General features: G+C 57.7%; 12 protein-coding genes and 1 riboswitch. Of the genes, 8 read left to right on the top strand and 4 right to left on the bottom strand.

What is annotated here, in order from left to right; all coding sequences use genetic code 11:
- Positions 1-382 precede the first annotated feature (382 nt).
- The 3 genes from MJ8_RS07595 (at position 383) to metE (ending at position 6,184) form a co-directional block, all read left to right on the top strand.
- Positions 383-1,237: a sterol desaturase family protein gene (locus MJ8_RS07595; protein WP_201413803.1), complete on the top strand. Its 855-nt coding sequence runs from the start codon at positions 383-385 to the stop codon at positions 1,235-1,237.
- A 779-nt stretch (positions 1,238-2,016) separates the two neighbouring features.
- Positions 2,017-3,027, top strand: a complete 1,011-nt coding sequence (locus tag MJ8_RS07590) for an adenosine kinase (protein WP_201415348.1) — start codon at positions 2,017-2,019, stop codon at positions 3,025-3,027.
- A 513-nt stretch (positions 3,028-3,540) separates the two neighbouring features.
- Positions 3,541-3,740, top strand: a riboswitch (cobalamin riboswitch).
- Positions 3,741-3,835: 95 nt separating this feature from the next.
- Positions 3,836-6,184 (top strand): 5-methyltetrahydropteroyltriglutamate--homocysteine S-methyltransferase, encoded by a 2,349-nt coding sequence (gene metE, locus MJ8_RS07585; RefSeq protein WP_201413802.1) that lies wholly within the window; start codon positions 3,836-3,838, stop codon positions 6,182-6,184.
- Positions 6,185-6,247: 63 nt separating this feature from the next.
- Here metE and MJ8_RS07580 read toward each other — a convergent pair whose 3' ends face one another.
- The 3 genes from MJ8_RS07580 to MJ8_RS07570 form a co-directional block, all read right to left on the bottom strand.
- Entirely contained in the window at positions 6,248-6,598 is a 351-nt protein-coding gene (locus tag MJ8_RS07580) for a SemiSWEET family sugar transporter (protein WP_201413801.1), read from the bottom strand.
- A 240-nt stretch (positions 6,599-6,838) separates the two neighbouring features.
- Positions 6,839-7,021 carry a tautomerase family protein gene (locus MJ8_RS07575; protein WP_201413800.1) on the bottom strand — a complete coding sequence of 61 codons (183 nt, stop codon included), beginning with the start codon at positions 7,019-7,021 and terminating at the stop codon, positions 6,839-6,841.
- A 55-nt stretch (positions 7,022-7,076) separates the two neighbouring features.
- The gene (locus MJ8_RS07570; protein ID WP_201413799.1) at positions 7,077-8,180 is read right to left on the bottom strand and encodes a mandelate racemase/muconate lactonizing enzyme family protein; all 1,104 of its coding nucleotides are present in this window, start codon (positions 8,178-8,180) and stop codon (positions 7,077-7,079) included.
- Between the two features lie 838 nt (positions 8,181-9,018).
- On the opposite strand from MJ8_RS07570, the gene MJ8_RS07565 reads away from it, so the two are divergent.
- From MJ8_RS07565 to MJ8_RS07545, 5 genes are all read left to right on the top strand, one after another.
- On the top strand, positions 9,019-10,143 hold the full coding sequence (locus MJ8_RS07565; RefSeq protein WP_225248177.1) for an SDR family NAD(P)-dependent oxidoreductase: 1,125 nt from the start codon (positions 9,019-9,021) through the stop codon (positions 10,141-10,143).
- 10 nt (positions 10,144-10,153) lie between these two features.
- Entirely contained in the window at positions 10,154-10,963 is an 810-nt protein-coding gene (locus tag MJ8_RS07560; protein ID WP_201413798.1) for an SDR family NAD(P)-dependent oxidoreductase, read from the top strand.
- A 402-nt stretch (positions 10,964-11,365) separates the two neighbouring features.
- Positions 11,366-12,013 carry a transposase gene (locus tag MJ8_RS32760; RefSeq protein ID WP_225248176.1) on the top strand — a complete coding sequence of 216 codons (648 nt, stop codon included), beginning with the start codon at positions 11,366-11,368 and terminating at the stop codon, positions 12,011-12,013.
- Between the two features lie 267 nt (positions 12,014-12,280).
- Complete coding sequence (locus MJ8_RS07550) at positions 12,281-13,504, top strand: ATP-grasp domain-containing protein (protein WP_201413796.1); 1,224 nt, start codon at positions 12,281-12,283, stop codon at positions 13,502-13,504.
- Positions 13,505-13,807: 303 nt separating this feature from the next.
- The gene (locus MJ8_RS07545) at positions 13,808-14,053 is read left to right on the top strand and encodes a hypothetical protein (protein WP_201413795.1); all 246 of its coding nucleotides are present in this window, start codon (positions 13,808-13,810) and stop codon (positions 14,051-14,053) included.
- A gap of 814 nt (positions 14,054-14,867) precedes the next feature.
- Here the strand turns inward: MJ8_RS07545 and MJ8_RS07540 are convergent.
- Positions 14,868-17,030 carry a CocE/NonD family hydrolase gene (locus tag MJ8_RS07540; RefSeq protein ID WP_201413794.1) on the bottom strand — a complete coding sequence of 721 codons (2,163 nt, stop codon included), beginning with the start codon at positions 17,028-17,030 and terminating at the stop codon, positions 14,868-14,870.
- Positions 17,031-17,221 lie beyond the last annotated feature (191 nt).

Here is a 17,221-nt window from a genome sequence, read left to right as displayed (position 1 = left end):
ACACAATGGCGCATAGCTTGCAACCTCAGGCGGACAATCCACGTCGCTCCTCTGCTTCTCCGACTCATTTGGGAAATGGATACGGCTTATCCAAACAATCAATTTTACCAATCCGGGAGAACCTCGCATAGTCCGCTCCCGCGGTGCCCCGCCGTGCCGGCGGAATAATCACCGTTTGGATGCGCAGCGAAACGCAAGTTGCATGGCCGACCACCGTGCAATTCATACGTTCTGCGCGGGTATAGATTCGGCTGCCGAGCTCGAATTTGTCGGGCGGCGCTGGAGATTCATAACTATTGGATTCGCCCTGATGACGAAGATGACCGCCTCGAAGATCCGACCTGAAGCTGGCGCATTTTGAACGATTCGCCGGAGCAAACAAATGCAAATTCTCGATTTTAATCAGATAACCCAGATTTTCGTGAAATCGCTCGAGTTGGTTGTGGTCTTCGCTACCATTTGCGCCGCGCTGGAACTCACCTTTCCGGCTTATCGATACAGTCTTGCCTCATATGTTCGCGGCGTGCGGAATTGGCTTATTCGGCTCGGACTCGGCGCGTTTGTTTGGCACTTCTTCGCTGTTGGCCTGGCTTGGATAGGAATAAAGCCGCTCGTAACGATCAATTTCGGAATGCTTCACTCCGACAATGCGATCGTCAACAGTGGATTGGCGGTTCTTTCGGGAGTTTTAGTCGCGATTGCAGGCGACTTCTTCTACTATTGGATGCACCGCGCTCAGCATGCTGTTCCATTCCTCTGGCGCCTGCACGCGACTCACCACTCGATCCGCGAATTGACGGCATGGAATTGCAATCATCACATCACCGAGCCACTCGTTTACGCAGCCTTGGTCGCACTACCACTCGCTCTGATCCATTTTGAATCTGGCGTAGTGCCCATTGTGGCCATGACGCTGATCACCTTTCAGGCCCATCTTTCGCACTCCAGTACCCGCATCAATCTTGGGCCGCTTCGATACATCATTGGCGACAACAAATTCCACCGCATTCACCACTCGATGGAAGCGCATCACCGGCATCGAAACTATGGCTTCTTTACAACGATTTGGGACACGATTTTTCTAACTGCATACTGGCCAAAAAAGAATGAGTGGCCGGAGGTTGGCATGCGAAACCAACCCGAGCCGCTCACCGTGCGCGACTACATTATGTTCCCGTTCGATCGACGTCGCTGGCGTAGAGCTAAAGTAGGAGATGCTGTAGAGGCTCGGGATTAAACCAGTGGAGATCTTACGCTTCGAATCTGGAGCCACAAAAAGCTTAGAAAAAAGCGTCTGTCTGGAATAGCCTTTCCCAACGCCCGGACAGGCTTGCATCTAAGAAGAATCAGGTGGGCACTGAGCGCCAGCAGCGGAAGCGATTCCCACAGCCCTGCTGCTTGAAGTGAGATAGACGAACACGGTCGCACTGGTCGGGTGTGTCGGCCTTGCCAGCCGCATTGTGACGTGAGGGCAAACATTCTCGGCCTCGCGCTTTGTCTCTGCCGGGATAAGACGGATACGACCACCTGCCTTAAGCGTGCTTGATCCAATCACGGCTAGCATAGGCGGAGCGCAAACCGGTCAAACAGGCGCTTGATACCGCACGCTCGCGTGGCACTGTCAGCCGACTCCCTCGGATTCTCCGGCCGAACGGTATGTTGGTCCACTGCCTGCTCGCACGTGGCCAATCCCATGCGTTTTCGACAGAGCCTTGCAACAGACCCTTCAAACAAATTTGCAGAGTCTTAGCAGTTCCAAGTCGCTGTGAATGGTAGGCCTATGTTCACGATCTGGTTGAAATCAAAGTCGCTAGGGGGCCGCTTGTTCTCCTACCGCGATCTATCGGAACCTCGGCCGTGACGAGCCTGAATTCACCTGGGAGAGGACCGGCGGAGCCAACGACTTGCGGCGCGACGCAGGAGTCGCAGCCCGGAGGGACTCCACGCCAGATAATCTGCGCTCGAAACGCCCACACCAGCCGGCCGAACCCGCGCCCGTTCGTGCCAGAGATCTTGCTGCCGGAATATGACGTGCTCTGCATCGGCAATGCCATTGTCGATATCATCGCCCAATGCGACGAAGCCTTCCTGGAGGCCAATGGCATCGTTAAGGGCGCGATGAACCTCATCGACACAAGCCGCGCCGAGCTGCTCTACAGCCGCATGGGGCCCGCCATCGAGGCTTCGGGCGGCAGTGCCGGCAACACGGCGGCGGGCGTGGCGAGCTTCGGTGGCCGCGCCGCCTTCTGCGGCAAGGTTTCGAACGATGCGCTCGGCGACATCTATACCCACGACATCCACGCCCAGGGCGTGGCCTTCGACACCAGGCCGCTCCAGGGCGAACCGCCGACGGCGCGCTCGATGATCTTCGTCACGCCGGACGGCGAGCGCTCGATGAACACCTATCTCGGCGCCTGCGTCGAGCTCGGACCGGAGGATGTTGAGGCAGACAAGGCCGCCGGCGCCAAGGTCACCTATTTCGAGGGCTATCTGTGGGATCCGCCACGCGCCAAGAAAGCAATCCGGCAGACCGCGCGGCTGGCACATGCGGCCGGGCGCGAAGTCTCCATGACGCTGTCGGATTCCTTCTGTGTCGACCGCTATCGCGATGAATTCCTGGAGCTGATGCGTTCGGGCAAGGTCGACATCGTTTTCGCCAACAGCCACGAGATCAAGTCGCTCTACCAGACCTCCTCCTTCGAGAACGCGCTGGCGGCGATACGCAAAGATTGTAGAATAGCCGCCGTGACCCGTTCGGAAAAGGGTTCGGTGATCGTGCGCGGCGACGAGACGGTTACCATCCAGGCCATGGAGACCAGGGGACTGGTCGACACAACCGGCGCCGGTGACCTCTATGCCGCGGGCTTCCTCTACGGCTACACGACCGGGCGCAGCCTTAAAGATTGCGGTGATCTCGGCTCGCTGGCGGCCGGCCTGGTGATCCAGCAAATCGGTCCGCGGCCGCGCCAGAATCTGCGCCGCGAAGCCGAGCAGGCTGGACTGCTTCAGGGGCGTGCCAAGAAATAGCTGCCCTGCTCCCGGTAAAAGCTGCCTTACCGAAGACAGGCAAATCGAAATGTCCCATTTCCCATCTCCTTTCGTAGAGTGCGGTTTCCCCCTGGCGCTTTTAATTGCAGGAACTCAGAGATGAGCTGGCGCCATTTGACAGGGCAGTTCAGGCAATCTTGATATCAGTCGGCGTGCCGATGCCCACATTCGCGTCCTGCAGTATGCGATTAGCCACGCAATTGTGCTGGCGGCGCCCTGCCCTCACGCCCGATAGGTCCAACCAAAACCGGCTCGGTCCGGCACACCTCCGAACAGCGCCCATTTGCTGATTTGGCCAGTCACCGGCAGCGGCAAGCAATGGCTTCATCTAGCCAGTCTGCCCTACCGAGTGCCGAAATGAACATGTTGACGATCAAACCCTTCCTTTGTTGCTCCTGCACGACTCTCCGAAAATAGCCCATCATTACAAGCGACATTCGCATAATGACATAAACATTTCTTTATGCGGCGTTGACAGACAGCACCCCTTGTGATTGTCTGGGTCACCGTGGTTCTCCGTACGGCGTTGCCGCAGCGGAGCTAAGAGGGAAGCCGGTGCGATGCCGGCGCTGCCCCCGCAACTGTTAGCGGCGAGCCAATCCCACTCATGTCACTGAGGCGAACGCCTCGGGAAGACGGGTAAAGGCTATGACCCGCGAGCCAGGAGACCTGCCACGGCGAACCATTGTCCACGGGCGGGGTGTCTCGGTGGGCCGCGGCAGCTTGGCGTTTCGGGTCGGGCTATTGGCGCCCTCCTTGTCCCACGCCCCAACTATCGGGGTATGGCATGACTGTCTCTCAGCAAATTCCTGTAGCAACGCTCGGTGTCCCACGAATCGGTCGTCGGCGAGAATTGAAATTCGCGCTTGAAAGTTATTGGTCCGGAAAATCTTGTGGCGCCGAGCTTCTCACGATGGCGAAGGCGCTCCGTGCCGCTAGCTGGGAGGAGCAGCATGATCGCGGCGTTTCGAAAATCCCGTCCAACGACTTCTCGCTCTACGACCATGTACTCGACACCGCAGCCATGGTCGGCGCCGTGCCGTCCCGATATGCTTGGAACGGGGGCGAGGTCCCACTCGATACCTATTTCGCCATGGCCCGCGGCGGCCAAGCTCAGACGGAGCATTGTGGATGCGCTCGTCACCAGCATGCTGATGGACACAGCTTAACCGCGATGGAAATGACCAAATGGTTTGATACCAATTATCACTACATCGTGCCGGAACTCGAGGATAATCAGACGTTTACCCTCTCGTCGACGAAACCCATTGATCACTTCCTCGAGGCTAAGGCGTTGGGCATTCACACACGCCCAGTCATCCTTGGACCGGTCACTTTTCTCAAGCTGGCGAAGTCACGTGCCGAAGGATTCAACACCATCGCGCTCCTGCCACGGCTTTTGCCCGTCTACGAGGAACTCCTGCGGACGTTGAAGCTCGCGGGAGCCGATTGGCTACAGATCGACGAGCCGGCGCTTGTGCTGGATCTAAACCCGAACGAACGAGCTGCGTTTGAATTTGCCTATGGGCAGCTGTCGACGGTGGCGCCCGAGCTGAAGATCATGCTGGCTACCTATTTCGGGCCGTTGGGAGATAATCTCGAGACCGCGATTTCTCTGCCGATAGCCGGGCTGCATCTAGACCTCGTGCGCGCTCCCGAGCAGTTGGAAACGGTTGGTCGCCTCGCACCTAAGGATCTGGTGCTTTCGCTTGGCCTGATCGACGGCCGCAATGTCTGGCGCGCGAACCTCACTGCCATTCTCGACCGAATCAAGCCGGTCGTCGCCGGCTGGCCCCTGGCCCGCGTCGAGATAGCGCCTTCCTGCTCGATGCTGCATGTGCCGATCGATCTGCGCATGGAGACAGCACTCGATGCGGACCTCAGATCGTGGCTCGCCTTCGCGGCCCAAAAGACCGACGAGCTGGTGATCCTGGCTCGGGCCTTGTCCCAAGGGAGGGGCGCGGTGGCCGACGAGTTGAAAGCTTCTGCTGATGCCGCCGCGGCTCGCGCAACATCTTCGAAGATCCACGACCCGCTTGTAGAAGGGCGAACCGCCGGCATCAACGGCGCCATGAAGCAACGAACGAGCGCATTTGCCGAGCGTTCCAGGGTTCAGGCTCGCGCGCTCGGCCTGCCGCGGTTTCCAACGACGACCATTGGATCCTTCCCGCAGACGGCTGAGGTGCGCAAGGCGCGTGCCGCGCATGGGAGGGGCCAGCTCAGCTATGTCGATTACGAAACCTTTCTGAAGAAGGAGACCGAGGCTGCTATTCGCTGGCAGGAGGAGATTGGGCTGGATGTGCTGGTGCATGGTGAGTTCGAACGAAACGACATGGTCCAGTATTTCGCCGAGCAACTTTCCGGCTTCGCCTTCACCGAACATGCCTGGGTGCAGAGCTATGGGTCGCGCTACGTGCGTCCCCCTATCATCTTCGGCGACGTGTCGCGCCCAAATCCGATGACGGTGCGGTGGTGGGAGTTCGCTCAGTCGCTTACGCAAAAGCCGGTGAAGGGAATGCTGACGGGCCCAGTGACCATTCTTAACTGGTCTTTTGTTCGCGACGACCTATCCCGCGCTGAGGTCTGTCGCCAGATCGCGCTCGCCATTCGCGATGAAGTGACGGACCTCGAAAAATCTGGCGCAAAGATGATCCAGATCGACGAGGCGGCGTTTCGCGAAGGCCTGCCGCTGCGCAAATGCGGCCGGCAATTCTATCTCGACTGGGCAGTCGAATGCTTTCGGCTCGCTTCAACCGGTGTACAGGACGCGACTCAAATCCACACTCATATGTGCTACTCGGAATTCAATGAGATCATCGGCGTGATCGCTGAGCTGGACGCGGATGTAATCTCCATTGAGACATCGCGCTCGGCGATGGAACTGCTGGACGCCTTCACGAGTTCCAAATATCCGAATGAAATCGGTCCCGGAGTCTATGACATCCACTCGCCGCGTGTTCCGGAAGTCGCCGAGATTTCGGCCCTCCTTTCGCTTGCCCGCGAACGCTTGTCTGACGCGCAACTGTGGGTAAACCCTGACTGTGGCCTCAAAACACGCAATTGGGAGGAGGTCCGCCCTTCCCTCGTCAACATGGTCACTGCAGCACGTGCGCTTCGCGAGAGAATGCAGGCCTGACGATTTGCCCAATTCGCAGAAGGACCTGTCAACCGACCAGAGCCTCCAAACCAGGTCAGGTTATCACCTGGTTTCGGAATCACCCGAAGGCGTCCCCTCCTCGGACCGATGTGTGCGGGGAATAGCTGGATCAATTACGTCGGCCACAGCATCCTTTTTCGCGCGTGGAAGAAGCGTCATTAGGAGAATGAGGCTTGAAAGTAACAGGATCAGAGCGTTGGTGACGATGAGGGACCATTCATTCTTCAGTATCCCGAAGGTGAGCCACAACGCAAATCCCACGACGTTGATGACGTACATCGGGGCTGAGATGCCATCGGTATCCCGCGTCCTGATAATTTTCCAGACTTGCGGGGTATATGACGTCACGGAGCATAGAGCCGCGAGGTAACCAATAATCGATTCACAATTCATGGCTTGGCTTGCCGGTGACGCGAGCGGCTATCAAGGCTGTGTCGACTGAAACTGCTTGGCAGCCATGCATAATCCGGGTGCGCGGCTCCTGACCGATGGCATACCGTGCCAACCTGCAGAGGTAATCACAAGATGAGCCGCGCTACGCGATGCCAAGGCCAAGACTTGTCCAAATAGGCCCCCTCAACTGCAACGACGGAAGGAGGCTTCAAATTTCTGCACAGTAAATGCTGTAGCGTATCACATCCTCGACCAGAGCTTGCCAGCTGTAGCCCAGTTGCTTGGCTCGTATTCATCAAACACCACGTGGACCTGCTCCGGCCTCAAGTTCATCTTGTCGCAGAACAGCTTTGTGATTTCATAGGCCAGGTTCTCCTTCTTGTCGTCATCCGTCTTGAATGTCTCGACGTGAATTACGGGCATGTTTAACTCCTTGGCCGTTATGCCGCTGGATCGTGCGTTTGAAACGTGGCTACGCTCAAAATTCTGCAATTGGTGTACCAACCATGGACTCGTCGACTTCCAGTCCCAGGCCCGGGCCGGTCGGGAGCAAAACGTGACCGTCCGTAACGGAAATTGGGTGAATTGGGTCGTAGTGACTTTCCTCGGAGATTTTGTTGACCCAGCTGCAGCCCTCGAACAAATTCGGCCTCACCGTGGAGCCAATATGAACGCAAGCCGCCCCTGTGATATCTCCTCCCCAGCTGTCATCACTGGTATGCGGCAGCGAACGAGCTTCGCAGATATCTCGGAACGCAGCCATCGGCTTTAACCCGCCAATCCGAGTCACCTTCATTCCGAAGCCATCGCACAGGCCATTGCCGGCTGCCTGGACGACAGTGCTCAGGTCAAGGCCACTTTCATCGATGTAGATTGGATGCTGCAAAGCCGGTCGTATCGCGGCGATCTCGTCCAGCGTGTTGCAGGGTTGCTCAAGAACGAATGGAATATCCCTGCATTGCTGGCTGAGCAAAATTGCGTCGCGCATGGTCAGGTTTCTGTTGCCATCGACAGCCCAGCGCATGCCCTTTTTCAAGACCTCCGCGACCTTTCGGATCACCTCGATATCCTGATCGACAGGACGGCCGCCGATCTTTGTTTGAATGCGAACGTATCCCGAGGCCTGGGCCTCCTTGACGGACCGGACCACTTCATCAGCATCGCCAACGCCGATAAAGAAGTAGAATGGAACACGCTCAGTCGTGGCGCCTCCCAGCAGGTCCGCTACCCGCATTCCCGTATGCTTGCCAATTAAATCGTGCGCGGCAATATCAAAGGCGGCCTTCGCATAAGAATGCCCGTTAAGCAGTGAGTTCATCTTGCGATGCAGCAGTCCCGGGTTGATGGAGGCTCCTATAAGACCAGGACTCATTTCCATTATTGCGGCGCGGGCCCCAAGGGCATGGCTCTGAGCGTAAGTCGGACCAATCGGACAAGTTTCGCCCCAGCCGACCACGCCTGAATCGGATATGATCTGGATGATGGTGGAATCGAGGGCTGCAAGCGTTGCCTGTCCTACTGTGACCTTCCCTCCGGGAACCGGTAGACTCTTCATGAATACCCGGATGCGCCTTATCTTCATGCTGTCCTATCCCCTGCCTTGCGTGCTTCAGCGCTCCAGAGATCCCTTGACTTTTGCCCTTCCATTCCAACGAACCGGCTGGAGCCTGCCCTAAGTTTCTGGCTTGAGTTAACGCTGACGGGCTGCGCCCTTCAAATGAGTATTAGTCGCCGGCCGATAACCAGGGGTCATGACCGCCCGGAAACTCCTGAAAAGCCCTTCAGGTCTTGGGGCATTCGGCTGGTGTCTTCAGGAAAGTCGGCGGTTCGCCACTTCCGCAATCACGTGGAGTGTTTGCCCTTGGAGGCCTTGAGGTGGTTGGCAACTCTATGCGGCAGCTAGGGCCAGGCATTGCTTTTAGGCCTTTTGAAAACTCCGAGCGCCTTCGACAATGTCAACAGCTCCAATCCGCGCAGGAGGGGTGGATCTAGGCTCAGATTGACGTATTCAATCGCAACTTTGCGGCGGGTGGCGCCCGTGAAGCACCCATGCGCCATCGCAGACAGTCTTCCCTCTCGGCCAGCTCGTTGCTGGCCTCAAAGGAATATCAGCTTGCCTAAAGCAGCTGATGGAAGAGGGGGGGGCTAGTCGTGCCTTGTGAGAGGCGTGAACGGGTCCGTCGAGTAGCCAGAACCCGAAAGTGAAAACAACGTGGGACTGAAACCGCGAAGGTCCGCGGCATCAACGGATCGCTATCGGCCTCACAAGGAACACCATTAGCGACACGGCCCAGCGCAATCCCAATCTCAGCCGACCTGCGATATCCGCCAAGCAGCTTTTGAAGTCAATTGTTCGAGTTGGCCTAGACCTTGCGTGCGTCAATCCGTCTACCGCGCGAAGTGGAAATAGATCAGGACCAATGAAAGGGATTGTCTTCGCTTTGGACTTCTTGCCTCTGCCCGAACGCTTGGTATCCCGTTCCCTCGTGAAGGCGGCCAACCCTATTTCGAGCGCGCGGGTGCACCTCAAGGGTCTGCAGCAAAATGGGAATTCAAGATGGCGAGCGAATTCCGCATATTGCGTTATTGCTGGAGACTATCCGGTGATCGGCAGATCCGATGACCGCTGGTTTGAACCGGCTTGGAACACGGCGATAACTTTAGCTTGTTCGCCGCATGATTTTTTGGACGCTTGCGAGAGGGAAGGCCCAGGCGCTATGCCGACTCAATCGGAAGGTGGGCCGACGAAAACACGCCGGGCCCCATTACTTGGCTGGGCATTCATGACGCTTTCAAATAGGGCAGTTATCGTCACGGGCGCGACATCGGGGATCGGGGCGGCGGTAGCAGAAGCCTTCGCCGCGACAGGTGCAGCGCTAATGCTGGTCGGCCGCGACCGAGTGCGGGGCCAGAAGGTACTTCAATCGGTCCAGAAGCACGATTGCCAAGCTGAATTGATGCTGGGTGATGTGGCCGACTCGGCGTTTGCCGATCAGGTGATTGAGTCCACCGTGAAGAGGTTCGGAAAAGTTAGTGTCCTGGTGAATGGCGCGGGCATTATCCGGCGTGGAAACGCCGTCGAGACATCGGATGGCGAGTGGCGCCAGACTTTCGAGGCTAATGTCAGCGGCGTTTTTTATTTCAGCCGCGCTGCGGTCCGGGCCATGAGGACATCCGGTGGGGGCAGCATAGTCAACATCGCCTCGAACGTCGGATTGGTTGGCTGTCCAGGGCTTGTCGCATATTGCGCGTCGAAGGGCGCAGTCGTTTCACTGACGCAAGCCATGGCCCTGGATCACGCCAAAGAGCACATCAGCATTAATGCCGTTTGCCCGGGCGCCGTTGACACGCCCATGCTTGTGTCAGCCCACAGGACTCCGGTCACTGCAGCTGGGGTCCTGCAACGGAATATTGATTCCAACCCTCAGGGTCGCGTGGCGACCCCGAAGGAAATCGCGAGCCTGACCGTCTTCCTCGCAAGCGACGACGCAAGACACATCACAGGCGTCGCGGTGCCAATCGACGGCGGCTTCACAGCTGGATAGGAGAGAATTCATGGGTAATCGGCTAGCGGGCAAAGTTGCCGTCGTCACCGGTGGCAATCAGGGGATTGGACGTGCAATCGCTGAAAGGCTGGCGGAGGAAGGTTGTGTGGTCGCCGTCGGTGACCTGCTTCAGGGACGCGCTGATACCACAAACGCAGGAAAACTCTCGTTTCTTGTTTTGGACGTTACAGATGAGGCATCCATTCTTGCCTTCGTAGACCGGGTGCTCGACAGGTTCGGCAGGATTGACATCCTGGTCAACAATGCAGGCATGGTCATGCACAAGTCGATTGATGACCAGACCGCCGAAGATTGGGACAGGATTATGGCGGTCAATCTCCGTGGACCATTTCTCATGGCCAAGTATGTTGTCCCTGAGATGCGGCGCGCCGGCTCTGGTGCGATCGTTAATATCGGGTCGGTGGAGGGCTACATGGTCAACCCCTGGCATACTGCCTACGCGGCCACCAAGGCTGGTGTACACGGTTTGACGCTTGGGCTGGCAGTCGATCTCGGACCGGACGGCATCCGCTGCAACACCGTGTGCCCCGGCTGGATCGACACCGACCTCAATCGGGCCTATGTCGAGATGCATCCGGACCGAAAACTGATCGAGCGTGAGCTGGGGTATCTTCATCCGGCCGGTAGAATTGGCGCCCCAATGGAAATCGCTAACGCCGTGCTCTGGCTGGTCAGCCAAGAATCGAGTTTCGTCAGCGGTGAGATGATCTCCGTCGACGGCGCGCGAACCAAGAAGATTCCCTTGCCCGCCATCTTGGATGAGGAATATAGGTCCAAGCTTACCGAGACGGAGGCATAGCTGGGGTGTACCTGCGACGCGATTGCCGGCATCCGCAAAGAATTTCTTGGAGCCGCTGACGGACTTCGCCAGCAGGCTGCGGTTGCAAGACATGGGTTTGGTGTTAGGGTCAGAAAGTCGCGGCGGCTAGGTGATTAACGCCGATTGCGGAGTGTTGGCGTGCCGGTTCGCGATTGGGTAAGCGCGCTGCTTGAGGATCTCCGAAATTGACGCCGCAGGTGGTGCCTGTGTCGATGCATTGATCGGGTTGATCGACCACGCCGACCGAGATGAGCCGGCGAAAGAATTGCTCGGTCTTCGGATGCCAATGGAGCCCAAGAGCGCGGGGGCCGTTCACGGCAGTCGGGGCGCTGCCGTGGGTGGTCAAGCATCAGTCCCTGCTGCATTTCGTGGACAGGCGCTGTGGTCGGATGCCGCCTTGCTGGCGCGGGTTCGCGCCTGAGTACCTCCACGGATCGAGCAGCATGGACTGATCCGCACGTTGACCGTCGACGACGCGAACATTCCCAGGAAGGCGAGCACTCAGTGGCGTCGCATCAATATTGCGGCCAGTTGGGCAATCATAACAACAGTCAGATTGCGCTCAGCCTACCATCGTCAATGACGCACCTTCCCATCGCCCACCCAATTGTACCTCCGCCACCTGGGCGGAGAATCCGGACCAACGCACGAAGGCTACGACCCCGGCAGAAATCACGTTCCAGGCCAAGCCGCAGGGAGCGCTTCGCTGATCAAGAGCCAGAGCCGAGGCGTTGTGCGCCTGGCGTAGTTCTGTCGGACGCTGGATATGGCGCCGACAGCGATCTCCGCGCGGGACTGTCCGAACTCGATTTCACCTATCTGGTTCAACGTCCAGCCCACACTCAGCGCCTGACGCCCAGGCGAGAGCCCCATTCAAGGCCGGCCGTCGTCTCGGGACGGCCGAACCGACGGTCACAAACCAAGACCGTGGCCGAACGATTCGACGTCGGGCCGGGGGTGCCTTGCGGTACTCTTCCACGATCCGGGTCATCCAAACACACGGGCGCTGCTTCTAGGCCGCAATTGTGACCGAGAAGAGGTCATTGACACTCCGCATGGATTAGCTGGGTCCTTTTGCAGGTCGAAATAATTCTCCAAATTCCCTTGGTACGCCGGCGCCCCACCGCCGGTGATCAACGCGGCCACAACGGGCACTTCAATAACTTCACAGAATCTTTGCACCTGCAGGCCGCCAACGATGGTACTCCTTTCATGGCCTGGGGTTGGCCGGGACCAAGAAGACTGTTCCGATCTACGCAAGGGGCGCAGCAAGCACGCGACGCGGAGTGAAAAGCAGTGGGAAAAAGAGTTCTCATACTGATAGAAGGCGCAAGCAACATGCGGTTGTACGTCCAGGCGGCCCGACGACTTGGCCTTCATCCAATTATCCTCTCGGCTAATCCTGGTCAGTACGACCATCTTGCGGCGGAAGCCATCGAGGCAATCCGTGTCGACACAGAAAATCTCGATGCGCTGATCGCCGAATGTTCTCGGCTGCGTACGACCTATGACATTTCTGGCATCACGTCTGCTGTGGAGAGCACCTATACGACAGTTGGCAAGCTATGCCGCCATTTCGGTCTACCGGGACCGAACCCAGGATCTATTGAACGGTGTTGCAATAAATTCGAGCAACGGGAGTTTCTAGCAAAGGCCGGTGTTCCAGTGCCCTCTTATCGCTTGGCAGAGAATGCGGCGGAGGTTGAAAGCTCTGCCGCGGAGATCGGACTACCGGTGGTTGTGAAGCCCGCCGTAGGAAGCGGCAGCGTTGGTGTCCGTTTGTGCTGCACTGCGGATGAGATAGCGCAACACCTGACCTACCTATTGGGCGGAATGCATATGTGGAGAACGTCGCCCAGGATACTCGTCGAAGAATTCGTACAGGGACAGCAATATACTGCTCAAATAATGGGAGACGAGATTATTGGGATCGAAGCTGCTCACCTTCACCCGCCACCACGTTTTGTGTTTCGCCAGTGGGTCTTTCCGGCCCCGGTGACTAGCAACCAGCGTGAGCACATCGCTGAGGTTTCGCAAAAATGTTTGCGTGCTCTTGACCTCGGCTGGGGGCCAACGAATATTGAACTCCGGTGGACTAGGCGTGGCCCGGTTGTCGTCGAAGTCAATCCTCGTATGCCAGGTTGGCCGGATCCGCAACTGGTTCAGCAGGCTTACGGTGTCGATCTCGTCGCCGAACACATTAAGCTCGTCATCGGTGACCAATGGGATTTGCGTAGCAGGCATTCGAAGGTTGCGGCTGCGCGAAACTTAGTTCCCGATAGCGATGGCATCCTCGATTGGATCACTGGCGGCAGTCAAGCGGCTGCTGTGCCAGGTGTCACTGAGGTCAAATTGTATGGTGAGCCCAAGATGCCAATCGTCAGGAAAGGCGACTACCGGGACTGTCTCGGATATGTCATCGCCGCTACGCTCAGCCTTCCTGAGACCGAGGCCGCACTCCAGCGTGCCGTCAAAATGATCGATTGGTCTATAGTACCCCTTCAAATTGAAAGAGAATGAGCACTGCGCCGGGTGGAGAGCGACCACTGCCAAGCGTCGCAATTCGAAGATGCGGCGGAGATGGCAGCGTGATCGTCCTCCGGTCGGGACGGATTCGCGTAAGCCGCCGTCGTGCAGCGCTTTGCTCGAAATCTGACTGACTGGCGAACGCGCAGTACCCCCATCGAGGAGATCGAACTCCTTCTCGAAGGCGCAACTTCCCCGGTGCACAGCAATGCCACCAAACGCGAAGCAAGGCCGCTCCATCGCAGGCGGAGCTGCCGAGATCGTCATCGATGACTTCGATCTCGCGGAAACCCAGCTTTGAGCGACGCGGACGAGCTCATACTGGCGTCGCTGACCTTCAAGGTGCTCAACCTGGGTGTGAGTGGGCAGCCGAACATACACGACCGCCTTGCGCTTCAAACACCGCGGCTGACAGGTGATCAGGCGCTCGTCATCGTCACGCTCCTCGGCCGCGACGCTGGCGGGCGCGGCGACAATCAAGGTGAGATTCGTCTCATCCTGATCGCCGCGCCATACTGGCGGCCTCCAACACCAGACCGGTAAACGCGGGCGACTGCTATCCGGCGATGCGAGGTGCTAATTTCTCTGGAGTTCTCGGGAGTCGAACGGAATCCCGGGTTGGCGTGGCGCGGTAGCGGCAATGATGGCGGGCTTCGCATTTTGCTCACTGGACGCTGTTCAAATCGCCCGGAGCGCTTCGCCTACTTCTCTGATCAATCAGCAGCTGATGCAACTCGGCCAGCGCCGTTATGGATATGCGCGCCCAAGCGCCATTCCGGCGCAGATAGCGGAACGGGCGGCCACGTGGCCACGACGACGACCTCGCCGGGCGCCGCTTCGGCGAGAACGACCTCTCCGCCGACGCGCAGCTCCGTGGCTCGCGGCGACATGGCGCGCCCATAAAGTGCGTGCCAGCTGCAACAAAAATTCAACTTTCTGCCCGACATAGAGGAAGACCGCAGGTTCCTCTGGTAGAAGGTTCTAAATTAGCTGTTCTCCGGTTCGATCGCTGCGGACAAAGCGCTGCCGTTCTCTACAGCCTGATCGCCAGCGCCAAGTTGAATGATTCGCCCCCAGGGCTGACTATCCTCCTGCTGAGCGATCGGTGAGACACTCAACCGCGTCACGCGCGAGTGCTCAAACTGGTTCGCAAACGTAGGATATGACCGGTAGTCTCATCCGGCTCTAGAGCTGCAACTCGTGGGGCAGCGCTCGAGCCGAGCGGGCAGCGCCGATGACATGCACACACTCGGCAGAGTCATAGGCCTTGGCACCTGCCCTTCAAGAGGTACTTCCAGCGCCGCGTCCAAGAGGTTCAGTCACTTCTGCGATCCTCCTGCGTCATCCATGATGGATGTCACACTAGCATACGTGGAATTGTTCGATCCCAGGTCTTGGCGAACACTTCGGTATCGTTTTCGAAGGCTTTAATCTCACCTACGAACATAAAATTGCGCTTGGTCGAGCTAAAAGCTAGGCGGCTCTCGATGCGGCACTCCCAATCGCCGCGTTTATAGGATGTGTTGAATTGTGCGTCGCTCTTGGCACTAGTTGGATCGTGATCAAGTATTTCCTTTATCTCGCTTTCTGTCGACCACAACTCAGTGCCGATCGAATCAATCCTGTATTTCCCGCTGCCGCTCGCGTAACGTATCGTAAGTTTGCCCGTTGCGGCATCCCATTCAGCGTCTCTGGTTCGCTTCGGCGCTTCTTCTAAAATGGTCCGTCCGGACGTCGGTTCTGGTACAAAGGCCGGTCCGAAAGGCTTCAATTCCCGGTCTTCCGCTCTTGGTGGTCGTACCGGTAGGTCGAGCTCGGACCGACCGGCGAACAACGTCAGGGTCACGGGCTCCGGCGAAGGCCAGTAGGCCGGCCAATGAGAAGTCGCCACGCTAACACGAATGCGCTTGCCCGCTTCGAAAACGTGGGCGCAGTCCTGCAGAGCCAAGCGTATGCGATAGCGTTTATGCGGCACTAGCGGTTGGGGGAATTCGTCACTGTCCCGGTGAGTCAAATTCAAGACGTTATAAGCCACTCGCTTTGAACGACCCGTCTGATCGACTTCGTTGAGTTTAACCGCCAGGAACGCAACCGGCTTGTCGACGGTCAGATCAAGTGTGACCACGGGTCCGCCGAGAATTTCAATACTGCGGTCGAGCGGCTCGGAATCGAACGTCAGGGATCGAGCGTCATCAATTTGCTGATCCGCAGGAGCTTCCTCGGCGCTCCTCCACCACCAGCCGGGCGCGGTTATGCCGACCGTCTGCAAAGGGGCGAGAACACGTACCGTTTCAGCATCGGCATTGTTCTCCAACCCATTTCGGGTGAGGTAGAATTTGCGCGTTTCGATGCGTGAGGAAGGCCAGTTCTCCTCGGCCACCCATCGGCCCGGAACCTCCCATTGCTCAGGAGGCTGGTGCGTGCCACGCATTGCCGGTTCCTGCTGCATCCAAACCCGGTACATCGGCTCGTCCATGATGCCGGTGTCGATACCCTTCAGCCAATAATCCCACCAGCGCAACGACTCGGATAGCCAATCTATCGCCGGCCCCGGCCCAGGACCGTCTGCATTCGGATACTGGTGACCCCAGGGACCGACAAGTCCCTTGCGCGGACATTTGAGGTTGGCCAGCATGCGCGGAACCGTACGTCGGTATGCATCGAACCAGCCGGTTACCGCATAGACGGGACACTGAATGGCACCATAGTCCTCACTAATCGACCCCTGCTTCCAGAAATCATCGCGGTGCTGGTGGGTAAGCCAATTCGCTGTATAGAAGTCGAGGTTGTTGAGGCGATCCATCCACATTTCGCGCCAACGGTCGCCAACGATTTCCGGATCCGGAGGCCGTGCACAAGAAGCGGGGTAGAAGAGACCCCATGGAGTTCCGATCGCATCCTCCATTATCATGCCACCGGTATAGGGGGTGTCGTCAGTATAGCGGTCGTCTGTTGAGCAAACCGTTATGATGGCTTTAAGTTCAGGTGGACGGCGAGCAGCCACCTGCAGAGCGCTGAACCCGCCCCAGGAAATCCCAAAGAGCCCGACCTTGCCCGAACTCCAGGGCTGCTTAGCAAGCCAGGCAATGATTTCGACGCCGTCGTCCTGTTCCTGCTTAACCCACTCGTCCATCGGCAGACCTTCGGAATCCCCAGACCCACGAATGTCCGGTCGCACACAAGCATATCCAAACGAGGCCAGGTATGGATGGAAGGTCTCTTCATGAAGTCGCCTGCTGTCGCGCTTGCGATAGGGAATGTACTCCATGAGCACTGGCACCGGATTACGCTCGGCATCGTCCGGCAGCCACACGCGCGCGGCGATCTTGATGCCATCTGACATCGGAATCCAAATGTTCTCGATCTCACGCACCTTGCTTGGACCTGTGGGCGCCTTCGCCGACGAGGCGCTGGCATCAGCCACCGCAGGCATAGTTCCACGCTCAGGAAGCACTGAGCTATCCTCCCCATCGACCGCGAATAGAGTCTTCGAAATATATTTTTTCTCCATATTGCTCATGCAACCTCCCTACTCTCAACTCTCAACGACTGAAGGTATAAGAACGCTGATCCCAAGTATAACCATTACCGTGATCCCACAGTTTCCCGAGAGCGGACATTCGCTCGAGCCATGGTCTTTAAGTGAGGCTAACGACTTGAAAAACAAGAAACAACAGACGAAAAAGTTATGTGCTGACGTACTAAAGATTA

The organism is Mesorhizobium sp. J8 (genome assembly GCF_016591715.1).
In the GTDB taxonomy this organism is placed as follows: domain Bacteria; phylum Pseudomonadota; class Alphaproteobacteria; order Rhizobiales; family Rhizobiaceae; genus Mesorhizobium.
This window is presented reverse-complemented; position numbering and strand designations above follow the sequence as displayed.

Bases quoted from the DNA above. Each gene is read 5' to 3' on its own strand.
- MJ8_RS07575 (WP_201413800.1), bottom strand. From the start codon at position 7,021: ATGCCCGTAATTCACGTCGAGACATTCAAGACGGATGACGACAAGAAG.
- MJ8_RS07580 (WP_201413801.1), bottom strand. From the start codon at position 6,598: ATGAATTGTGAATCGATTATTGGTTACCTCGCGGCTCTATGCTCCGTG.
- MJ8_RS07540 (WP_201413794.1), bottom strand. From the start codon at position 17,030: ATGAGCAATATGGAGAAAAAATATATTTCGAAGACTCTATTCGCGGTC.
- MJ8_RS07565 (WP_225248177.1), top strand. From the start codon at position 9,019: ATGAAAGGGATTGTCTTCGCTTTGGACTTCTTGCCTCTGCCCGAACGC.
- MJ8_RS07560 (WP_201413798.1), top strand. From the start codon at position 10,154: ATGGGTAATCGGCTAGCGGGCAAAGTTGCCGTCGTCACCGGTGGCAAT.
- MJ8_RS07570 (WP_201413799.1), bottom strand. From the start codon at position 8,180: ATGAAGATAAGGCGCATCCGGGTATTCATGAAGAGTCTACCGGTTCCC.
- metE (WP_201413802.1), top strand. From the start codon at position 3,836: ATGACTGTCTCTCAGCAAATTCCTGTAGCAACGCTCGGTGTCCCACGA.
- MJ8_RS07595 (WP_201413803.1), top strand. From the start codon at position 383: ATGCAAATTCTCGATTTTAATCAGATAACCCAGATTTTCGTGAAATCG.